Annotated in this window: 15 protein-coding genes and 1 pseudogene; 5 read left to right on the top strand and 11 right to left on the bottom strand. The window is 64.4% G+C overall.

Features of this window, described 5'->3' with window-relative positions; translation table 11 throughout:
* Positions 1 to 7: 7 nt before the first annotated feature.
* The 4 genes and pseudogenes from VVT58_RS19540 to VVT58_RS19525 form a co-directional block, all read right to left on the bottom strand.
* Entirely contained in the window at positions 8 to 229 is a 222-nt protein-coding gene (locus VVT58_RS19540; RefSeq protein WP_066562426.1) for a hypothetical protein, read from the bottom strand.
* The gene (hemN, locus tag VVT58_RS19535) at positions 219 to 1,526 is read right to left on the bottom strand and encodes an oxygen-independent coproporphyrinogen III oxidase (RefSeq protein WP_327754031.1); all 1,308 of its coding nucleotides are present in this window, start codon (positions 1,524 to 1,526) and stop codon (positions 219 to 221) included. The genes VVT58_RS19540 and hemN overlap by 11 nt, the downstream gene beginning before the upstream one ends.
* A 434-nt stretch (positions 1,527 to 1,960) precedes the next feature.
* A pseudogene (locus tag VVT58_RS19530) lies at positions 1,961 to 2,086 on the bottom strand (FAD-dependent oxidoreductase); the annotation flags it as partial.
* Complete coding sequence (locus tag VVT58_RS19525) at positions 2,083 to 2,610, bottom strand: hemerythrin domain-containing protein (protein ID WP_327753918.1); 528 nt, start codon at positions 2,608 to 2,610, stop codon at positions 2,083 to 2,085. The gene VVT58_RS19525 and the pseudogene VVT58_RS19530, both read right to left, overlap by 4 nt.
* Positions 2,611 to 2,858: 248 nt before the next feature.
* On the opposite strand from VVT58_RS19525, the gene VVT58_RS19520 reads away from it, so the two are divergent.
* The 3 genes from VVT58_RS19520 to VVT58_RS19510 all read left to right on the top strand — a co-directional run bounded on the left by VVT58_RS19520 (position 2,859) and on the right by VVT58_RS19510 (position 6,213).
* Positions 2,859 to 4,004, top strand: coding sequence for a PHB depolymerase family esterase (locus tag VVT58_RS19520; RefSeq protein ID WP_327753917.1), 1,146 nt, complete (start codon positions 2,859 to 2,861; stop codon positions 4,002 to 4,004).
* 6 nt (positions 4,005 to 4,010) lie between these two features.
* Positions 4,011 to 4,148 carry a hypothetical protein gene (locus tag VVT58_RS19515; RefSeq protein WP_327753916.1) on the top strand — a complete coding sequence of 46 codons (138 nt, stop codon included), beginning with the start codon at positions 4,011 to 4,013 and terminating at the stop codon, positions 4,146 to 4,148.
* A gap of 169 nt (positions 4,149 to 4,317) precedes the next feature.
* Complete coding sequence (locus VVT58_RS19510; protein WP_327753915.1) at positions 4,318 to 6,213, top strand: potassium transporter Kup; 1,896 nt, start codon at positions 4,318 to 4,320, stop codon at positions 6,211 to 6,213.
* A 4-nt stretch (positions 6,214 to 6,217) separates the two neighbouring features.
* Here the strand turns inward: VVT58_RS19510 and VVT58_RS19505 are convergent, their stop codons facing one another.
* From VVT58_RS19505 to VVT58_RS19480, 6 genes are read right to left on the bottom strand one after another with little or no spacing between them, the layout of a single operon-like run.
* Positions 6,218 to 6,928: a response regulator transcription factor gene (locus tag VVT58_RS19505; protein WP_327753913.1), complete on the bottom strand. Its 711-nt coding sequence runs from the start codon at positions 6,926 to 6,928 to the stop codon at positions 6,218 to 6,220.
* 10 nt (positions 6,929 to 6,938) lie between these two features.
* Positions 6,939 to 9,605, bottom strand: coding sequence for a sensor histidine kinase KdpD (locus tag VVT58_RS19500; RefSeq protein WP_327753912.1), 2,667 nt, complete (start codon positions 9,603 to 9,605; stop codon positions 6,939 to 6,941).
* Positions 9,602 to 10,186, bottom strand: a complete 585-nt coding sequence (gene kdpC, locus VVT58_RS19495) for a potassium-transporting ATPase subunit KdpC (RefSeq protein WP_327753910.1) — start codon at positions 10,184 to 10,186, stop codon at positions 9,602 to 9,604. The genes VVT58_RS19500 and kdpC overlap by 4 nt, the downstream gene beginning before the upstream one ends.
* A 22-nt stretch (positions 10,187 to 10,208) precedes the next feature.
* The gene (gene kdpB, locus VVT58_RS19490; RefSeq protein WP_087575223.1) at positions 10,209 to 12,239 is read right to left on the bottom strand and encodes a potassium-transporting ATPase subunit KdpB; all 2,031 of its coding nucleotides are present in this window, start codon (positions 12,237 to 12,239) and stop codon (positions 10,209 to 10,211) included.
* A 12-nt stretch (positions 12,240 to 12,251) separates the two neighbouring features.
* A complete protein-coding gene (kdpA, locus tag VVT58_RS19485; RefSeq protein WP_327753909.1) occupies positions 12,252 to 13,955 on the bottom strand; it encodes a potassium-transporting ATPase subunit KdpA in 1,704 nt (567 codons plus the stop codon).
* 12 nt (positions 13,956 to 13,967) lie between these two features.
* Positions 13,968 to 14,057 (bottom strand): potassium-transporting ATPase subunit F, encoded by a 90-nt coding sequence (locus tag VVT58_RS19480; protein WP_066562443.1) that lies wholly within the window; start codon positions 14,055 to 14,057, stop codon positions 13,968 to 13,970.
* A 356-nt stretch (positions 14,058 to 14,413) separates the two neighbouring features.
* On the opposite strand from VVT58_RS19480, the gene VVT58_RS19475 reads away from it, so the two are divergent.
* Together VVT58_RS19475 and VVT58_RS19470 are read left to right on the top strand one after the other, a co-directional pair.
* Entirely contained in the window at positions 14,414 to 15,478 is a 1,065-nt protein-coding gene (locus VVT58_RS19475) for a type III polyketide synthase (RefSeq protein ID WP_327753908.1), read from the top strand.
* Entirely contained in the window at positions 15,475 to 16,620 is a 1,146-nt protein-coding gene (locus VVT58_RS19470; protein ID WP_327753907.1) for an FAD-dependent monooxygenase, read from the top strand. The genes VVT58_RS19475 and VVT58_RS19470 overlap by 4 nt, the downstream gene beginning before the upstream one ends.
* Here VVT58_RS19470 and VVT58_RS19465 read toward each other — a convergent pair.
* On the bottom strand, positions 16,550 to 17,248 hold the full coding sequence (locus VVT58_RS19465) for a methyltransferase domain-containing protein (RefSeq protein WP_327753906.1): 699 nt from the start codon (positions 17,246 to 17,248) through the stop codon (positions 16,550 to 16,552). The two genes, VVT58_RS19470 and VVT58_RS19465, sit on opposite strands and share 71 nt — an antisense overlap.
* Positions 17,249 to 17,283: the final 35 nt, after the last annotated feature.

The raw sequence follows: 17,283 nt of genomic DNA, 5'->3' as shown, positions 1-17,283 counted from the left end.
GGGAGCGTCAATCCGCGGCGGTGGAGCAGGTTCGGACCTTCTTCCTGTCGCAGGGGATGAAATGGCAGGGCGCGTTCTTGTCGTCCGGCGCAGCGGGCTTGCGCTGCCAGGGCGGAGTCCAGCCCGGCGGCGCCGAACCGCAGAACCAGGGGCTTTGCGTGGCGGAGGCGGGCGCGTGGACGGCCGTCAATGGGATGACGGCAAGGAACGCCAGCGCGCTAGACCGCATGGCTGAACCGCTTTTCCGCCGGTTCCAGATAGGCATCGAAACAGGCGGCGATGCTGCGCGCATAAGGCAGCGCATCCCGCGTGAGCGCGATGCGGCCTTCGCTCAGGCGAACGAGGCCCAGCCGCTCGAAGCGGCTGAGGTCGGGCATGGGAAGGGCCGTGCCGACATGCGCCTCGCCTTGGCAGAGCAGGGCTTCGATGATGCGGCCGCGGCGGCGGTCCTCGGCTGAGCGGAAAGTGCCGCGGGTGGCGGATAATTGCCCTGCGTCCATCCGTTCGCGCCAGGGGCCGGCTTGTTTCTCATTCTGGACGATGAGGTCGGGGAACTGGCTGATCGCGCTGGCGCCCAGGCCCAGCAATATCTCCGCCGGATCGTCCGTGAAGCCCTGAAAATTGCGGCGCAGCCGGCCTTCGCGGGCGGCGCGGGCCATACCGTCTTCAGGCAGGGCGAAATGGTCGAAGCCGATCGCCGCATAGCCCGCGCGGGTCAGCATTTCATATCCCTGCGCCGCCATGGCGAAGCGGGTGGCGAGATCGGGCAGGTCGCTGGCGTCGATGCGGCGCTGGCGGGGCAGCAGCCGGGGCATATGGGCATAGCCGAACAGGGCGATGCGGGCGGGTTGCATCGCAATGGCGGCCTCCAGCGTGGCGGCGAGATCGTCCGCCGTCTGGCCGGGCAGGCCGTACATCAGGTCGAAACCCGTCGCGATTCCGGCTGCGCGGAGCTGGTCGACGGCCCGCTCCACCATGTCGAGCGGCTGGATGCGGCCGATCCGCGCCTGGACATGCGGGGTGAAGGTCTGCACGCCCAGATTGACCCGGTCGACGCCCATGGCCGCCATGGTCGAAATCCATTGCGCGTCCAGGCGCCGGGGATCGAGTTCGACCGATAATTCGGCATGATGCGCATCGAAACAGAGCAGCAGTTGCTGAAGCAGCCGGACGAAATCGACCAGCGGCAGGCTGTTGGGGCTACCGCCGCCAAAGGCGATGCGCTGCACCCGCCCTTTGCCGTTCAGCCGCCCGGCGACCGTCGCGATTTCCCGCTCCAGCGACTCGACATAGGCGGTGAGGCGCTGGACGCGGTTCGCTGCGCCCGTGTTGCAGCCGCAATACCAGCAGATGTCGTGGCAATAGGGGATATGGACATAGAGCGAGAGCGCGCTGTCCCTTTCCACCCCGTCCAGCCGGGCGGCAAGCTCCGCCGCGCCGACATCGCCGCTGAACTGCGCGGCGGTGGGATAGCTGGTGTAGCGCGGCACGGGCCGGTCGAGCAGGTCGGGATGAAAGGTCCACATCATCCTGACTCAGGCCGACACTGGATGACCAGCCAAAAGCCACGGATTTCCGTGGCTTTTTGGAGCTTGCCGATTAGCCAACTCAAGAGAATTCGCGATAAAAATTGCGATAAACATGCTGAATTGCTCCGGCTGAGATATCCCTACCGCTAGGAGCCGGCATCGGCCATAAGCGTCGAGAGGAATATATGCGACCGGTTGCGCCTGCATCTTGATTTATCTCAATCAAGGACTCGAAATTTCAGTTGGCGATGTTGTGGATTTTTCCTTCACGCGCCACGGCGACGCCGGTCATCAGCTTTCGCCGCTCATGGCAAGCATAATCATATGAGCATGGATTTCCGGTTCGGCAAGCTGCGTCATGAACCCGCCATCCACGCGCCCAAGCCGGTCGACCCTGCCGTACCGCAGGCTGGCACCATAGCGGGCAGCGCAATCAGGCCCGCACGACTGTCACCGGCATCGATCACGGAGACCGAAAGGGGGAATCGTGCGAGATAGATGGCGGCGGTGAGACCCGCCGGGCCACCGCCGATAACAAGACAGTCCAGGATATTCAGTGGGCCTTCGCCATCAATTCGGCCTTGCGCTCGGCAAGCTGGGCGCCCAGCGCCTTGAGGTCGAGATCGCTGGCGCGGCTTTCCGGAAACATCTCCTTCTCCTCTTCCTTGACATGATGGTCGATATATTCACCAAGCACCGTCACCTTGGCGTCGAACAGCCGGTCGGCGGCCGTCATGGCCTGAATTTCGGCGATCAATTGCTTGGCGCTGCCATGTTCCACCTCCGCCTCATCGAGCAGATCATCGTCATCGATCGCGGCGCGGGCGGCCGGATAGTAGATTTCCTCCTCGATCTGGGCATGAACCGTCAGCGCCCGGCAGATCTTGTCGGCCAGCGCCTGCTTCTCGGCCACATCCTCCAGACCTTCATATTGCTTGAAATAGCTTTTCACTTCCTTGTGATCGGCTTTCAGGAGGCTGATGGCGTCGGGGGATCGCGACGCAGCGCGTGCCGATTTGCGGGCCGGCTTAGAGCCGGGCTTGGTTTGACGGGATTTCGTCGCGGTTTGCGGTGAAGCCATATTCATTCTCCTGAGAAGGGGAAGCGCGAAGACGCGTATCATGGAACTCGCGATCGTCGGCCGGAGATCCCCAACAAAGCGCGTAATTAACTTCGCTCAATATGATTATGGCGGGACATCATCCATGCTTGCCGATGAATGGAGAAAGCCGGCCTTGCCAATGGAGAATCAAAACCTACTTATTGTGCGGTGCAGCAAAATGGTCATGGCCACGCCTGTGCAGGCTCACTCCACCAAAGGATACGGCAATGCGGACCCTCTCGGACACGATTTCCCGTCTCGCGGCGCTTCGCCTCGCTCCCGGCCATATGTCCGACGACCCCGGACGCTTGAGTGCGCTGACGGATTTCGGATCTAACCCAGGCGCTCTTCAGGCGCGGACATATATTCCCGAAAAGTTCGATGCCGGCGCCGCGCTGGTGGTCGTTCTGCATGGCTGTACGCAGACGGCGGGAGGATATGATACCGGATCGGGTTGGTCGGAGGTCGCTGATCGCCATGGTTTTGCGCTTCTTTTTCCTGAGCAACAGCGGCAGAACAATCCCAATCTCTGTTTCAACTGGTTCTCCCCGGAGGACAGCCGGCGAGGTTCGGGCGAAGCTCTTTCGATCCGGCAGATGATCGCGGCGATGGCCGTACGCCATCGGATCGACCCCACGCGGATATTCGTGACCGGCCTGTCGGCAGGTGGCGCCATGACGGCTGTCATGCTGGCGACCTATCCCGAGCTGTTTGCGGGCGGCGCGATCATCGCCGGGGTGCCCTATGGCTGTGCCCGCACCATTCCAGCAGCCTTCGACCTTATGCGCGGCCATGGCGTTCCTCCCGAAGCCAAGCTTGCCGCGCTGGTCCGGGGCGCCTCCGACCATGCCGGTCCCTGGCCTACCCTTTCCATCTGGCACGGAAGCGCGGACGCAACCGTGCATCCGTCCAATGCCGGGGCGATCGCTGCCCAATGGCGCGCCTTGCACGATGTTGAAGCCGATCCGAGCCGGATCGAGCGGAGGGATGATTATGTCCGGCGCACCTGGTCGGATGCAAAGGGCCGTGACGTGATCGAGGAATATAGTATCGCGGGAATGGGCCATGGCACGCCACTCGACACCGCAGGCGAAGATGGCTGCGGACGAAGTGGTGCCTATATGCTGGAAACCGGCATTTCCTCGACCCACCGCATCTGTCAATTCTGGAGCCTGACCGGGGACGCCGTTGAGCGGGCCCATGAGATCGAGACACCGCCTGCAAAGCGGGCGCTTGTCCCGTCGATCGCATCGCTGCAGGCTTCGTCATCCCCGCGCAGCCATGAGGAGCGCGTTACGGTTCGACTCACAGTCGTGACGGGCGTGCGCAAGGTGATCGAGGATGCGCTGCGCGCCGCCGGGTTGATGCGTTAAGGCATCATGCAGCCTCGCATACGCCACCTCACCACCTACCGCTATCGCGATGCGGTCGTGCTGCAACCGCCTCATCTCATGCTGGCGTCGCGTGGCACCCGCGATCCGAAATCCCTCTTGCGCCGGTTGCGGAGTAGGTCGTGACTGAGAGATAATAGCGTTCCCGTCTGGCGAGGAATTTGAAAATGCATAGGATTTGCCGGAGCTTTCCGGCATTCCTATGCGAATCCTATGCCGATCGCATAAAGCTCCACTGGAAATATAATGGGGCTCTGTGCAATGGGCGGCCTGGTAACAGCGAGTAACGGTGCGGATGACGGATCAAGCGGGTGAGGGGGTGAGTCATAGCCATCCGCAAGGGAAGTTGCCCGTTCTGGCGCTGGGTGCGTTGGGCGTGGTGTTCGGCGACATCGGCACCTCGCCGCTCTATGCGTTGAAGGAAAGCTTTGTCGGCCATCATCCGCTGGCGGTCGATCCGGCGCATATCTACGGCGTGCTCTCGCTGGTCTTCTGGACGATGACGCTGATCGTCACGGTCAAATATGTGTTCATCATCATGCGCGCCGACAATCATGGCGAGGGCGGCAGCATGGCGCTTCTCGCGCTGATCTCCCGCAAGCTGGGCAAGAGCCGGTGGACGCCGACTATCGCCATATTGGGTGTGCTGGCGGCGGCGCTTTTCTATGGCGACGCCATCATCACCCCGGCCGTGTCCGTGCTGTCGGCGGTCGAGGGGCTGGAGACGGTGAATGACGGTTTCGCGCCCTTCATCCTGCCGATCGCCATCGTCATCCTGATCGGTCTGTTCCTGATCCAGAAACATGGCACGGCGCGAGTGGGCGCGCTGTTCGGGCCGGTGATGATGGTCTATTTCCTGGTGCTGGCGGCGCTGGGCATCCTCAACATCGTGCGGCATCCGGGAATTATCGGCATCATCAATCCGATGTGGGCGGTGCATTTCTTCGCGCTGGACGCGAAACTCGCCTTTCTGGCCTTGGGGTCGGTCGTGCTGGCGGTGACGGGGGCGGAGGCGCTCTACGCGGATATGGGGCATTTCGGGCGCAAGGCGATCAGCATCGCCTGGCTCTATGCCGCCTTTCCTTGCCTGCTGCTCAACTATATGGGGCAGGGCGCGCTGCTGCTGGACCTTCCTGAAGCAGCGGAAAATCCCTTCTTCCTGCTCGCGCCGGAATGGGCGCGGCTGCCGCTGGTGATATTGGCGACGCTGGCGACGGTCATTGCCAGCCAGGCAGTGATTTCGGGCGCTTTCTCGGTGACGCAGCAGGCGGTGCAGCTTGGCTTCCTGCCGCGGCTCAAAATCTCCCATACCAGCGCCTCGGCGGCGGGGCAGATCTATGTGCCGATGGTCAATTGGGCGCTGCTGTTTCTGGTCGTGCTGCTGGTGCTGGGCTTCCAATCTTCGAGCAATCTGGCGGCGGCCTATGGCATTGCCGTTACGGGCACCATGGTCATCACCACTTGCATGATGGCGGTGCTGACCTTCAGCGTGTGGCGCTGGAACCGGCTCTTGGCGGGCGCGGTGACGGGGCTGTTCCTGGCCGTAGACGGCGCCTATTTCCTGTCCAACGCGACCAAGATACCCGATGGCGGCTGGTTCCCGCTGCTGGTGGCGGCGGTTGTATTCATCATCCTCACGACCTGGTCGACGGGTCGGAAGATCATGAATTTCTATCTGATGGAAGGCGCGATGGAGGTGGAGCTGTTCATCCAGTCCGTCTCCGGTTCCCTGAAACGCGTGCCGGGGACGGCGATTTTTCTCAACTCCCGCGTCGAGGGGGTGCCTCCGGCGCTGCTGCACAATGTGAAGCATAACAAGGTTCTGCATGAGCGCGTCATCATCCTGACCGTGCGGACGGAGGGGGTGCCGCATCTGCCGCTGATCGGACGGTCCGAGGTGAGCGATCTGGGCGCGGGCTTCTACCGCGTGGTGCTGCGCCATGGTTTCATGGAGGAGGTCGACATTCCCGCCGCGATGAAGGCGGTGGATGGCTGCGGCGGGCCGATCAATGTCAGCCAGACCAGCTATTTCCTCAGCCGCCAGACACTGATCCCGTCCGAGAAGCCCGGCATGGCGATCTGGCGCGAGAAGCTGTTCGCCTGGATGATGCGCAATGCGGTGACGCCGATGGACTTCTTCAAGCTGCCGACGAACCGGGTGGTCGAGTTGGGATCGCAGGTGGAGATTTAGCAGTTTAACCGCCACCTCCCTCCTTCAACCGATAACCGATCCCCAATTCATTCGCGATGATCCTTGGCCGCTGCGGATCATCCTCCAGCTTCTGCCTTAGCGTACGCACCAGCACGCGCAGATATTCGACATGATGCTCATGCTCCCTGGGCCAGACCTGCGCCATGATCTGCCGGTGCGTGATGACCCGCCCCGGATATTTCGCCAGTTGCGCCAGCACGCCATATTCCTTGGGGGTCAGGTGGACTTCCTGCCCTGCTTTGGTGACCATCCGCGTCATCAGGTCGATCGTCACGTCGCCTGCGCGAATCGCTGACATGCCGCCATCCTTGGTCATCCGGTTGCGCAGCGCCACGCGCACCCGGGCGAGCAGTTCGTCGGTATCGAAGGGTTTGGTCAGATAATCGTCGGCGCCCAGATCCAGCGCCGCCACCTTCTGCTCGGTGGCGTCACGCGCCGATATGACGATCAGGCTGGTGTCCGAATGCTGTTTGATGAGCGGCACCAGTTCCAGCCCATCGCGATCGGGCAGGCCAAGATCGAGCAGGCTGATGTCTGGCCGTTCCTCGCGGAGTTTCTCCAATGCCTCACGCGCATTGGCGGCCTCCACCGTTGCATAGTCGGCGCGGGTAAGCGCCACGTGGATCAGGCGGCGGATCTGTGGTTCATCGTCGATGATCAGAACCTTGTGGCGGCCGGATGAACGGGTGGTCATGCCCAGTTCCTCATATGATGTCCTCATCGGGCAGAGGGGATAGGATCAGCGTCTGCGGAAAGGTCAAAGTAAAGCAGGCGCCAGGAGGATCGTCACGGTTGGCGGCGGATACGCCAAGGCCCATCGCCTCGGCAAAGCCCTTGACGATGGCGAGGCCGAGGCCGGTGCCATGCTTGGCCCGATCCGATCCCTCCAGGCGGGTGAAGGTGTCGAACACGCGGCTTTCACCGCCCGGCGGGATGCCCGGGCCTTGATCGACCACCGACAGGGTTATGGCATCGGGTAGCCGCTGGCCCCTTATGGTGACGGGCGTGCCGGGATCGGCATAGCGCCCCGCATTGTCGAGCAGGTTGATGAGGATATGGTGTAGCAGCGTCGGATCGACGCGCACCAGCGGAATGTCGGGCAATATGTCGACGCTGACCTCATGCCCGGCCAGCGACTGGCGGGTGTCGTGGACGGCGCCCGCGACCGCATCGAACAGGTCGATGGGCTCCACTTTCAGGGGAAGCGCGCCTGCCTCCACCCGCGCCATATCGAGCAGGTTGGCGACGAAGCGGGTGAGACGCTGCGCCTCCGCCTCGACCGTGTCGGCAAGCTCGGAGGGGTGTTGCTGCTTGAGTTCATGCACGGCGGAGATGATGGTGGTGAGCGGCGTGCGCAAATCATGGCCAACAGAGGAGAGCAATGCCGAGCGCAGCCGGTCGCGCTCGCGGATCTGGCGGGCGTCGAGCATTTCCTCCTCCAGCGCCATGCGGTCGAAGGCGATGGATGCCTGATCGAGCAGGCTCATCAGCAACGGCACCTGATCGGAGCGCAACGGCTCCCCCGCATCCTCCCGCGCCAGGCCCAGCACGCCCAGCACTCCGCGTGTCGTTCGCAGCGGATGGAACAGCCAGTCCGACGCGGTGAGGGTGGAGGAACCGCGTCCGGCGGGCTGCTCATTGTCCATCGCCCATTGGGCGGCGGCCTTTTCGATCTGTTCGAGGCGATCCTCCGGCGGCACGGCGGCGCGCAATTGCGGGCCGTCGGGCGAGGGGAGCAGGAGCACGGTACGCACATCGAACAGGCGGCCGACTTCCGCACAAATCGCATGCATCAGCTCGTCCTGGCTGGCGGCGGCGGTGAGCTGGCGGGAGAAACCGGCGAGCGCGGCGTTCTGGCGGGCGCTGCCATGGGCGAGGTCGGCCTGGGCGCGGACGCGGGCCGCGAACTGGCTGGTGACGATGGCGACGCCCAGCAGGACGAGGATGCTGATAACATTTTCCGGATTGGCGACGGTCAGCGTGCCGGTCGGCGGCAGGAAGAAGAAATTATAGGCAAGGCTGGAGAGCAGGCCCGCGAACAATCCTGCGCGCAGGCCGAAGGAGGCGGCGGCGAACATTACCGGCACCAGATAGAGCAGGGCGATATTGCCGAGCGCGATGGTCTGGACCAGCAGCTTGCCGATCGTGGTCATCAGCGCGATCATCAGCGTCGACCAGAGATAGTCGGTGGGCGTCCCCCATGGTCCGGCCGTCACAAGGGCGGCGCGGCGGAGATGCCCTCCATCGTCGCCGGGCAGGACATGGATCGCCACGTCCCCCATGTCCCGGACCAGCCGGTCCACCACCGACCCGTGACGCAGCTCGAACCACCAACTCCGGGCCGCCTTGCCGATCACGATCTGGGTAGCGCGGGCGTCGGTCGCATATTGGCGCAACCCTTCGACCACGCCGGGCGCGGGGATCGTCGCGGTGGTCGCGCCCAGCCGGGACGCCAGCGCCATGGTGTCGGCCAGATGGGCGCGCTCCTCCGCCGTGAACTGAAGGCTGCGCCGGGTTTCGATATGCACGGCGGTCCAGGGCGCCTTCAACGCGTCGGCCAGCCGCTTGGCGGCGCGGACAAGCCCCTGTACGCTCGGCAGTTCGCTGATCGCCACGACGATGCGCTCGCCCGCCGCAAAGCTCCCGGCCAGCGCATGGGCACGGACATAGTCCAGCATCTGCGCGTCGACCGCCTGCGCTGCGCGGCGCAGCGCCATTTCGCGGAGCGCTGTCAGGTTCGACTTGGAGAAGAAATGGTTGAGCGCCCGGCTGGCTTCGGCCGGGATGTAGACCTTGCCCTCCTTCAACCGCTCGATCAGCTCGTCGGGGGGGATGTCGACGACCTCGATCTCCGCCATTTCGAGCACGGAGTCCGGCACCGTCTCGCGCACCCGGACGCGGGTGAAGGAGGCGACGATGTCGTTGAGGCTCTCGACATGCTGGATGTTGACGGTCGAATAGACGTCGATCCCGGCGTTCAGCAGCTCCTCTATGTCCTGATAGCGCTTGGGATGGCGGCTGCCCGGCGCGTTCGTGTGGGCGAGCTCGTCCACCAGAACCAGTTGGGGATGGCGGGCCAATATGGCGTCTATATCCATTTCGGCCAGCTTGTGGCCCTGATGGTCGATTTCGCGGCGGGGAATGACTTCATGACCGGAGAGCAAAGCATCCGTTTCGTGGCGGCCATGGGTCTCGACCACTCCGACCGCCACGTCGACGCCCGATTTCAGCCGCTGCATGCCGTCGGTCAGCATTTCATAGGTTTTGCCGACCCCTGGTGCCGCGCCGAGGAAGATTTTCAGACGGCCGCGGCCTTCCTGCGCCGCCTGACGCAGAAAGGCTTCGGGATCGCGGCGGTCCGGCTCGTTCATCGGCTTTGATTAGCGCTGATCCCATCCAGCCGTCGATTGATTTCGAGGACGTTGACGCGCGGTTCGCCCAGAAAGCCGAGGATCGGTTGTTCGATGCTCCGTTCGACCAGCGCGTGGACCCGGTTTGGGGAGAGACCGCGTGCCCTGGCGATCCGGTCGACTTGATAAAAGGCCGCATCGGGGCTGATATGGGGATCGAGCCCCGATGCGGAGGCTGTCACCAGATCGGACGGAACGGGGCGACCGGGTGAATGCAGAGACTGAATGTCCTTGGTCACGCGGTCGGCCAGTGCCTTGCTGGTGGGGCCAAGGTTGGACCCGGAGGAGGCGAGCCCGTCATAGCCCTTGCCCGCCGCCGAGGGGCGGGAATGGAAATAGCGGGCGCTGGCGAAGCTCTGGCCGATGAGGGCGGAGCCGATGGGCTTGCCGTCCTGCTCGATCAGGCTGCCATTGGCCTGGGACGGGAAGATCGCCTGCCCGATGCCGGTGAGCGCCAGCGGATAGGCGATGCCCAGCAGCAGCGCGAAGAGCAGCGTCATGACCAGCGCTGGACGCAGCGAGCTTTTGAGGTCGGTGAACATGACTGTTCCTTCCGTTGGCAGGTCAGGCGAGGCCAAGCCCGATGACTGCGAGGTCTATGATCTTGATCCCCACGAACGGAGCGACCAGCCCGCCCAGCCCGTAAATGGCCAGATTCCGCGCCAGCAGCGGTCCGGCGCCGATCGGCCGATAGGTCACGCCCCTCAGCGCCAGCGGCACAAGGCAGGGAATGATCAGCGCGTTGAAGATGATCGCGGACAGGATCGCGCTTTGCGGGCTGGCGAGGCCCATGATGTTGAGCACGCCCAGCCCCGGATAAAGCGCCACGAACATGGCCGGGATGATCGCGAAATATTTGGCGACGTCATTGGCGACCGAAAAGGTGGTGAGCGCCCCGCGGGTCATGAGCAATTGCTTGCCCAGACCCACCACCTCGATCAGCTTGGTCGGATCGCTGTCGAGGTCCACCATATTGCCTGCTTCGCGCGCCGCCTGCGTGCCGGTGTTCATCGCCACCCCGACATCGGCTTGGGCAAGGGCAGGCGCGTCATTGGTTCCGTCCCCGCACATGGCGACCAGCCGTCCGCCCTGCTGCTCCTTGCGGATCAGGGCCAGCTTGTCCTCCGGCGTGGCTTGCGCCAGGAAATCGTCCACCCCGGCCTCTGCGGCGATGGAGGCGGCGGTCAGCGGATTGTCGCCGGTGATCATCACCGTGCGGATGCCCATCTGGCGTAGTTCCCCGAAGCGTTCCCGGATGCCCGCTTTCACAATATCCTTGAGGAAGATCGCGCCGAGCAGTCTGCCGTCCTTCGCCACCGCCAGCGGGGTTCCGCCTGCGCGCCCGATCTCGTCGGTGATGCGGCGCAATTCCTGCGTCGGCGCCTCCCTGTCTAGGCCGGGATTGGCGCGCAATATGCTGTCCACCGCGCCCTTCTGGATGATGCCGCCGTTCCATTGCACGCCGGAAATGCGGGTCTGGGCGGTGAAGGGGATGACCTGCGCACCTTCCGGCAAAGCGGTCGCAGTCTGGCCGAATTTCTCGCGGGCGAGCAGGACGATGGAGCGCCCCTCCGGCGTCTCGTCGGCCAGGCTGGCGAGCAGGGCGGCTTCGGCGAGGTCGGCCTGGCTCGCGCCGCCGACGGGACGGAACTCCGTCGCTTGCCGGTCGCCTACGGTGATGGTCCCGGTCTTGTCGAGCAGCAGCGTGTCGATATCGCCCGCCGCCTCCACCGCTCGGCCCGACTTGGCGAGGACGTTGAAGCGCACCAGCCGGTCCATGCCCGCAATGCCGATGGCCGACAGCAGCGCGGCGATGGTCGTCGGGATCAGCGTGACCAGCAGGGCGGCGAGGATCGCCACCGGCACGCCGCCGCCTGCGTAGCTGGCAAAGCCCGGAATGGTCCCGACCGCGATCAGGAAGATGATGGTGAGGCCGACCAGCAGCAGGGTCAGCGCGATTTCATTCGGCGTCTTCTGCCGCTCCGCGCCCTCGACCAGCGCGATCATGCGGTCGAGGAAACCCTGACCCGGATTGACCGTCACCCGCACCCTGATCTGGTCGGATATGACGCGAGTGCCCGCCGTCACCGCCGAACGGTCGCCGCCCGCTTCGCGGATTACCGGGGCGGATTCGCCGGTGATGGCGGCTTCGTTAACGGAGGCGACGCCGAAGACGACATCCCCGTCCGAAGGGATGAGATCGCCGGTTTCGACCAGCACCACGTCACCCAGTTTGAGCGCGCTGGCGGGAACGGTTTCGAAACTGTCGCCCTTCAGCCGCTTGGCGGTCAGTTCCGCCTTCGTGGCGCGCAGCGAGGCGGCCTGCGCCTTGCCGCGCCCTTCAGCCAGCGCCTCTGCAAAGGTGCCGAAGATAACGGTCAGCCAGAGCCAGATCACCAGTTGCAGCTTGAACCCCATGCCAAGTTGGTCCTGTCCGACTGCCAGCAGGACCGTCAGCAATGTCGCGACGACGGCGGTGGTGAACATCACCGGATTGCGGATCAGTTCCCTGGGGTTGAGCTTGCGAAAGGCATCGCCAATCGCGGGAACGATCAGATCGGCGGTGAAGAGGGATTTCTGGGCGGATCGAGCCATATGTCGTGATCCTTAGAAAAGCTGGCCACGGATCATCGCGAGATGATCGGCAATGGGGCCAAGGGCGAGGCTGGGCAGGAAGGTGAGGCCGCCGATAATCAGCACGATGCCGACCAGCAGGCCCGTCCAGAGCGGCCCCGTCGTGGGAAAGCTTCCCACGGTTTCCGGCGTGTATTTCTTCGCCGCCAGACTGCCCGCTATGGCCAGCATCGGAATGATGATGAAGAAGCGACCGATCCACATCGCGACGCCCAGCATGCCGTTGTAGAAGGGGGTGTTGGCGGTCAGGCCCGCAAAGGCCGAGCCGTTATTGCCGACGCCGGAGGTGAAGGCGTAGAGGATTTCGCTGAACCCATGCGGCCCCTTGTTGAGCGGCCCGGCAAGCCCTGCGGGCAGCACCGAGGCGATGGCGGTGAAGCCCAATATGATGAGCGGCAGTACGGCGATGGCGAGGACGGCGAGCTTGACTTCGCGGCTCTCGATCTTCTTGCCGACATATTCGGGCGTGCGGCCGACCATCAGCCCCGCGACGAACACGGCGAGGATGGCGAACAGCAGGAAGCCGTATATGCCAGCGCCCACGCCGCCGACCACGACTTCGCCCAGCTGGATGTTGATGAGCGGGATCATGCCGCCCAGCGCGGTGAAGCTGTCATGCATGGCATTGACCGCGCCGCAGCTCGCCGCCGTGGTAACGACCGCGAAAAGGGCGGAGGCGGCGATTCCGAAGCGGACTTCCTTCCCCTCCATATTGCCGCCGGCAACGCCCAGATGGTGGAGGATGGGATTGCCCGCCGCTTCCTGCCAGTAGGTCACGGTGACGCCGATCAGGAAGATGGTGAGCATCGCCGCCAGGATGGCCCAGCCCTGGCGGACGTTGCCGACCGCCTTGCCGAAACAATATGTCAGGCCGAAGCCGATCAGGAAGATCGACAGCATCTGCACGAAATTGGTGAGCCCGGTCGGATTTTCGAACGGGTGGGCGCTGTTGGCGTTGAAGAAACCGCCGCCATTGGTGCCCAGCATCTTGATCGCTTCCTGCGAGGCGACCGGGCCGAGGGCGAGGGTCTGCTTTGCTCCCTCCAGAGTTGTGAGGTCGACCGATCCCGCCAGCGTCTGCGGCACGCCGCTGGCGATCAGGAACAGCGCATAGACGATGCAGAGCGGCAGCAGCAGATAGAGCGTCACCCGCGTCATGTCGGCCCAGAAATTGCCGATGCCGGTCGTGCTGCGCCGGGCAAAGCCCCGGAACAGCGCGAAGGCAAGCGCGATGCCGGTCGCCGCCGAGAGGAAATTATGGATCGTCAGCGCCAGCATCTGGCTGAGGTTCGACAGGGTCGATTCCCCGGCATAGCTTTGCCAATTGGTGTTGGTGGTGAAGCTGACCGCCGTGTTGAAGGCGAGATGCGCGCTGACCGCGCCATCGCCCAGGGGATTGAACGGCAGCGCGGCCTGCATCCGCAGCAGGGCATAGGTGAAAAGCAGCAGCGCCGTGTTGAAGATCAGCATATGCACCGCATAGCGGCGCCAGCCTTGCTCCTCTTCGGGATCGATGCCGGAGAGGCGGTAGAAGCCGCGCTCGATGGGTCCGAATATGGAATGAAGCGGCGTGCGGCGTCCTTCATAGAGCGCGAACAGCCAGAGGCCGGCCGGCTTGACGAGGGCCAACAGGATGCCGGTGAAGGCGGCAATCAGCAGCCATCCCTGAAAGGTCATGGACAGCCCTTTCTAAAAGCGTTCAGGCCGCGCGAGCACGGCGATCAGATAGAGGAGAAGGCCAAGCATGGTCAGCGCGGCGAGCCAGAGATCGATGGTCATGACAGCCCCCTCATGCCCGGTCGCAAAGCGCGGCATAACCGAGGCTGGCCGTCAACAGGATGAGGATCAGGCCGATCCAGAAGATGTCCTGCATATGAAAACTCCCGCAGGCGAGGATGTCGCGCGGGGTGCGGGACGATTCGTCTGCCGCTCGTCAATTAGGGCAGCGGCGCGTTTGAATGCGAGAGAAGGGGGATTGGTAAGTCATAGTATTTGCGTATGAATTGGGAAGAGAGATTTTGGCGTCCACCCCTTGAACCATTTGCATTTGTTAAGGCACTGAAACTGCAAGCCTGGGTTCAGGATCATTTCCCATGATTGGGACGTTTCATAAGGCCGATGAGATAAGGAACCCGATGACCGATACGCGCGCTCGCATCAACGCCATCGGCTGCGCCGTTCCCGAGCAGGACATGCACGCTCCCTTCATTCAATGGGCGGCCCGGCAACTGGACGATCCACGCCACCGCCAGCTTTTCCTGCGCATGGCCGAACGGTCGGGCATCGACCATCGCTGGTGCGTGCTGCCATCGACTGTCGAAGGCGGATCGCCGGTCGATCCGGGCGGCTTTTATGCGGGGGAGATGCCGCCGACTTCGCTCAGGATGCGGCGCTATGCCGATTATGCCCCGGCTTTGGCGCTGGAGGCGATCGCGCGGCTGAAGGAGCAGGTCGCGCTCGACCGGATCAGCCATCTGGTGGTGGCGAGCTGCACCGGCTTCGTCGCGCCGGGAATCGACCAGATCATTGCCGAGCGGCTGGGGCTGGAGAATGTCGAGCGGACATTGGTCGGCTTCATGGGCTGTTATGCGGCGGTCGCGGCCCTGCGCACGGCGCGGCATATCGTGCGGTCGGAGCCGGAGGCGCGGGTGCTGGTGGTGACGGTCGAGCTGTCCTCCCTCCATTTTCAGCCGGAGCGGCAGATCGAACGCCTGTTGATGATGCTCCAGTTCGCGGACGGCGCGGCGGCGGCTTTGGTGACGGCGGAGGGGAGCGGGGTGGCGATCGACCGGCCCTTTTCGTTCAACCTGACGGATTCGGCGGAGCTGATCCGCTGGGACATTGGCGACAGCGGTTTCGTGATGCATCTTTCGGGCGAGGTGCCTGGGCGTATCCAGGCGGCGCTGGGCGATCCGCAGATCAGGCAGCGTATGTGGGGGAGTGACGATCCCGGCCTGATCGATGATTGGGCCGTGCATGCGGGCGGTCGGTCGATCCTGGATGCGGTGGAGCATGGGCTTGGGCTGGACGAAACCGCGCTGGCGCCCTCGCGGCGCGTGCTGGCCCGTTTCGGCAACATGTCCTCGTCCACGCTGATGTTCATATTGGGCGACATGCTGAGCCAGGCGCGGCGCGGGGTGGCGCTGGCGTTCGGGCCGGGGCTGGCGGCGGAAGGATTCCGGTTCGAAGGGATCGCATGATGCGCAGCGTACCGGCGCTGATCGTCGGCGGCGGGCCAGCCGGTGCGGCGGCGGCGATCATGCTCGGGCGGGCGGGCGTGACGGCGCATCTGGTCGATCGGCATGCCGGGCCGCATGATAGCGTCTGCGGCGGCTTTCTGGGCTGGGATGCGCTGGCGGAACTGGATGTTCTGGGTGTTGACGTGGCGGCTTTGGGAGCGCGGCCGATCGAGCGGCTGCGACTGGTGGCGGGTGAGCATCGTGTCGAACTGGCGCTGCCGCATCGGGCCGCGGGACTGTCGCGGCGGGTGCTGGATGAAGCGCTGATGGGGCTGGCGGAGGATGCCGGCGCGGTTCTCATGCGGGGGCGGGCGGTGCGGGCCGCCGATCCGGCGGGCCGGTCCATTCGCTTCGACGATGGCGAGCAATGGGCGGGCGAGGCCTTGTTCCTCGCGACCGGCAAGCATGAGTTGCGGGGGCTTGCGCGTGATCTTGGCGGGCGGAAGGAGGCGCCTTCGGCCGGGTTGCGGGCGGTGTTGCCTGCCAGTGCGGCCCGCTCGCGCGATCTGGCTGGAATGATCGAGCTGCATCTGTTCGATGGGGGATATGCGGGCCTGCTGTTGCAGGAGGATGGAACCGCGAATCTCTGCCTGTCCGTCGACCGGGAGCGGTTGGGGCAAGGCGTGGCGCCGCTGATAGCGCAGATCATGGCGGAGGCGCCACGTCTCGCTGAGCGGATGGAGGGTGACATCCCCGTAAATTTCGAGGCGGTTGCCGGTGTGCCCTATGGTTGGCGGGCGGACAGCACGTCGCCCGGCATCTTCCGCATGGGCGATCAGGGGGCGGTGATCGCCTCTTTGGCGGGGGATGGCATCGCCATCGCGCTCAGCAGCGGGATGAGCGCGGCGCAAGCCTATCTCAACGGCGGCCCCGACGCGGCGATAGACTGGCAAAGGGACATGCGCCGCCGGAGCCGCCGCCCGCTGGGCGTGGCCGAGGCGCTGCGCCATGGCGCGGCGGGGCCGGTGGGGCGAGGGTTGCTGATGCAATTGCTGCGCTGGATGCCGGGGCTTGGCGCGCAGGCCGCGCTGCTTACCCGCATATCCGCTCGACACACAGGCGGAAGGAAAAGCGGCGCACGATCCGCACGTCATTCGGGTTGATGCCCGCCTGCGGCAACAGCGCCTCCCAGTCGCCGGGCCGGAAGGCGCGAGCGATGGAGAGCTGGCCATCCTCCCGCACGATGCGGTGGACGCGCAGCAGACGGGCGAGCAGGGGAAAGCCCCAATAGGCAAAGCCATGACGATGCAGGTCGCAGATCAGCCAGCCCATGCGCGCATTCGCCTCCATATGGCGCAGGAAGGTCATCAGTTGCGCGTCGGTCATATGATGCGTCACCTGACTGGAAATGATGAAGTCGAACCGTTCCGGCTGGTCGAGATAATCCCCGGCGCGATAGTCGATGCGGAGGTCCGGCGGGGTGGCATGGCGGGCCGCCGCAAGGCTTTTCTCGTTGAGGTCGACGCCGATCAGTTCGACCTCGATCCCGCGTTTCCTGGCCCAGCGGGCGATGGCGCGCAAAATGTCGCCGTCTCCGAAGCCCACGTCGAGCAGCCTGAAATGCCGGGCCGAGCCGATGGCGCGGTTGAGGAAGGCGATGGCGGGCCAGGCGGTGAAGGTCCAGCGATTGACCCGGGCGAGGTCGTGCAGCACGCGCTCATAGATGGCCGGGTCCAGCCCCGGTGCGTCCATCTGTTCTTCCTGCCGCGATCGGATTGAAAGGTCGGCCATGATGCACTCCCTCCTTTCCTATCCTCATAGCATGG

The organism is Sphingobium sp. SJ10-10 (assembly GCF_036038995.2).
In the GTDB taxonomy this organism is placed as follows: Bacteria; Pseudomonadota; Alphaproteobacteria; order Sphingomonadales; family Sphingomonadaceae; genus Sphingobium.
This window is presented reverse-complemented; position numbering and strand designations above follow the sequence as displayed.

Bases quoted from the DNA above. Each gene is read 5' to 3' on its own strand.
- VVT58_RS19540 (WP_066562426.1), bottom strand. From the start codon at position 229: ATGCGGTCTAGCGCGCTGGCGTTCCTTGCCGTCATCCCATTGACGGCC.
- hemN (WP_327754031.1), bottom strand. From the start codon at position 1,526: ATGTGGACCTTTCATCCCGACCTGCTCGACCGGCCCGTGCCGCGCTAC.
- VVT58_RS19525 (WP_327753918.1), bottom strand. From the start codon at position 2,610: ATGGCTTCACCGCAAACCGCGACGAAATCCCGTCAAACCAAGCCCGGC.
- VVT58_RS19520 (WP_327753917.1), top strand. From the start codon at position 2,859: ATGCGGACCCTCTCGGACACGATTTCCCGTCTCGCGGCGCTTCGCCTC.
- VVT58_RS19515 (WP_327753916.1), top strand. From the start codon at position 4,011: ATGCAGCCTCGCATACGCCACCTCACCACCTACCGCTATCGCGATGCG.
- VVT58_RS19510 (WP_327753915.1), top strand. From the start codon at position 4,318: ATGACGGATCAAGCGGGTGAGGGGGTGAGTCATAGCCATCCGCAAGGG.
- VVT58_RS19505 (WP_327753913.1), bottom strand. From the start codon at position 6,928: ATGACCACCCGTTCATCCGGCCGCCACAAGGTTCTGATCATCGACGAT.
- VVT58_RS19500 (WP_327753912.1), bottom strand. From the start codon at position 9,605: ATGAACGAGCCGGACCGCCGCGATCCCGAAGCCTTTCTGCGTCAGGCG.
- kdpC (WP_327753910.1), bottom strand. From the start codon at position 10,186: ATGTTCACCGACCTCAAAAGCTCGCTGCGTCCAGCGCTGGTCATGACG.
- kdpB (WP_087575223.1), bottom strand. From the start codon at position 12,239: ATGGCTCGATCCGCCCAGAAATCCCTCTTCACCGCCGATCTGATCGTT.
- kdpA (WP_327753909.1), bottom strand. From the start codon at position 13,955: ATGACCTTTCAGGGATGGCTGCTGATTGCCGCCTTCACCGGCATCCTG.
- VVT58_RS19480 (WP_066562443.1), bottom strand. From the start codon at position 14,057: ATGACCATCGATCTCTGGCTCGCCGCGCTGACCATGCTTGGCCTTCTC.
- VVT58_RS19475 (WP_327753908.1), top strand. From the start codon at position 14,414: ATGACCGATACGCGCGCTCGCATCAACGCCATCGGCTGCGCCGTTCCC.
- VVT58_RS19470 (WP_327753907.1), top strand. From the start codon at position 15,475: ATGATGCGCAGCGTACCGGCGCTGATCGTCGGCGGCGGGCCAGCCGGT.
- VVT58_RS19465 (WP_327753906.1), bottom strand. From the start codon at position 17,248: ATGGCCGACCTTTCAATCCGATCGCGGCAGGAAGAACAGATGGACGCA.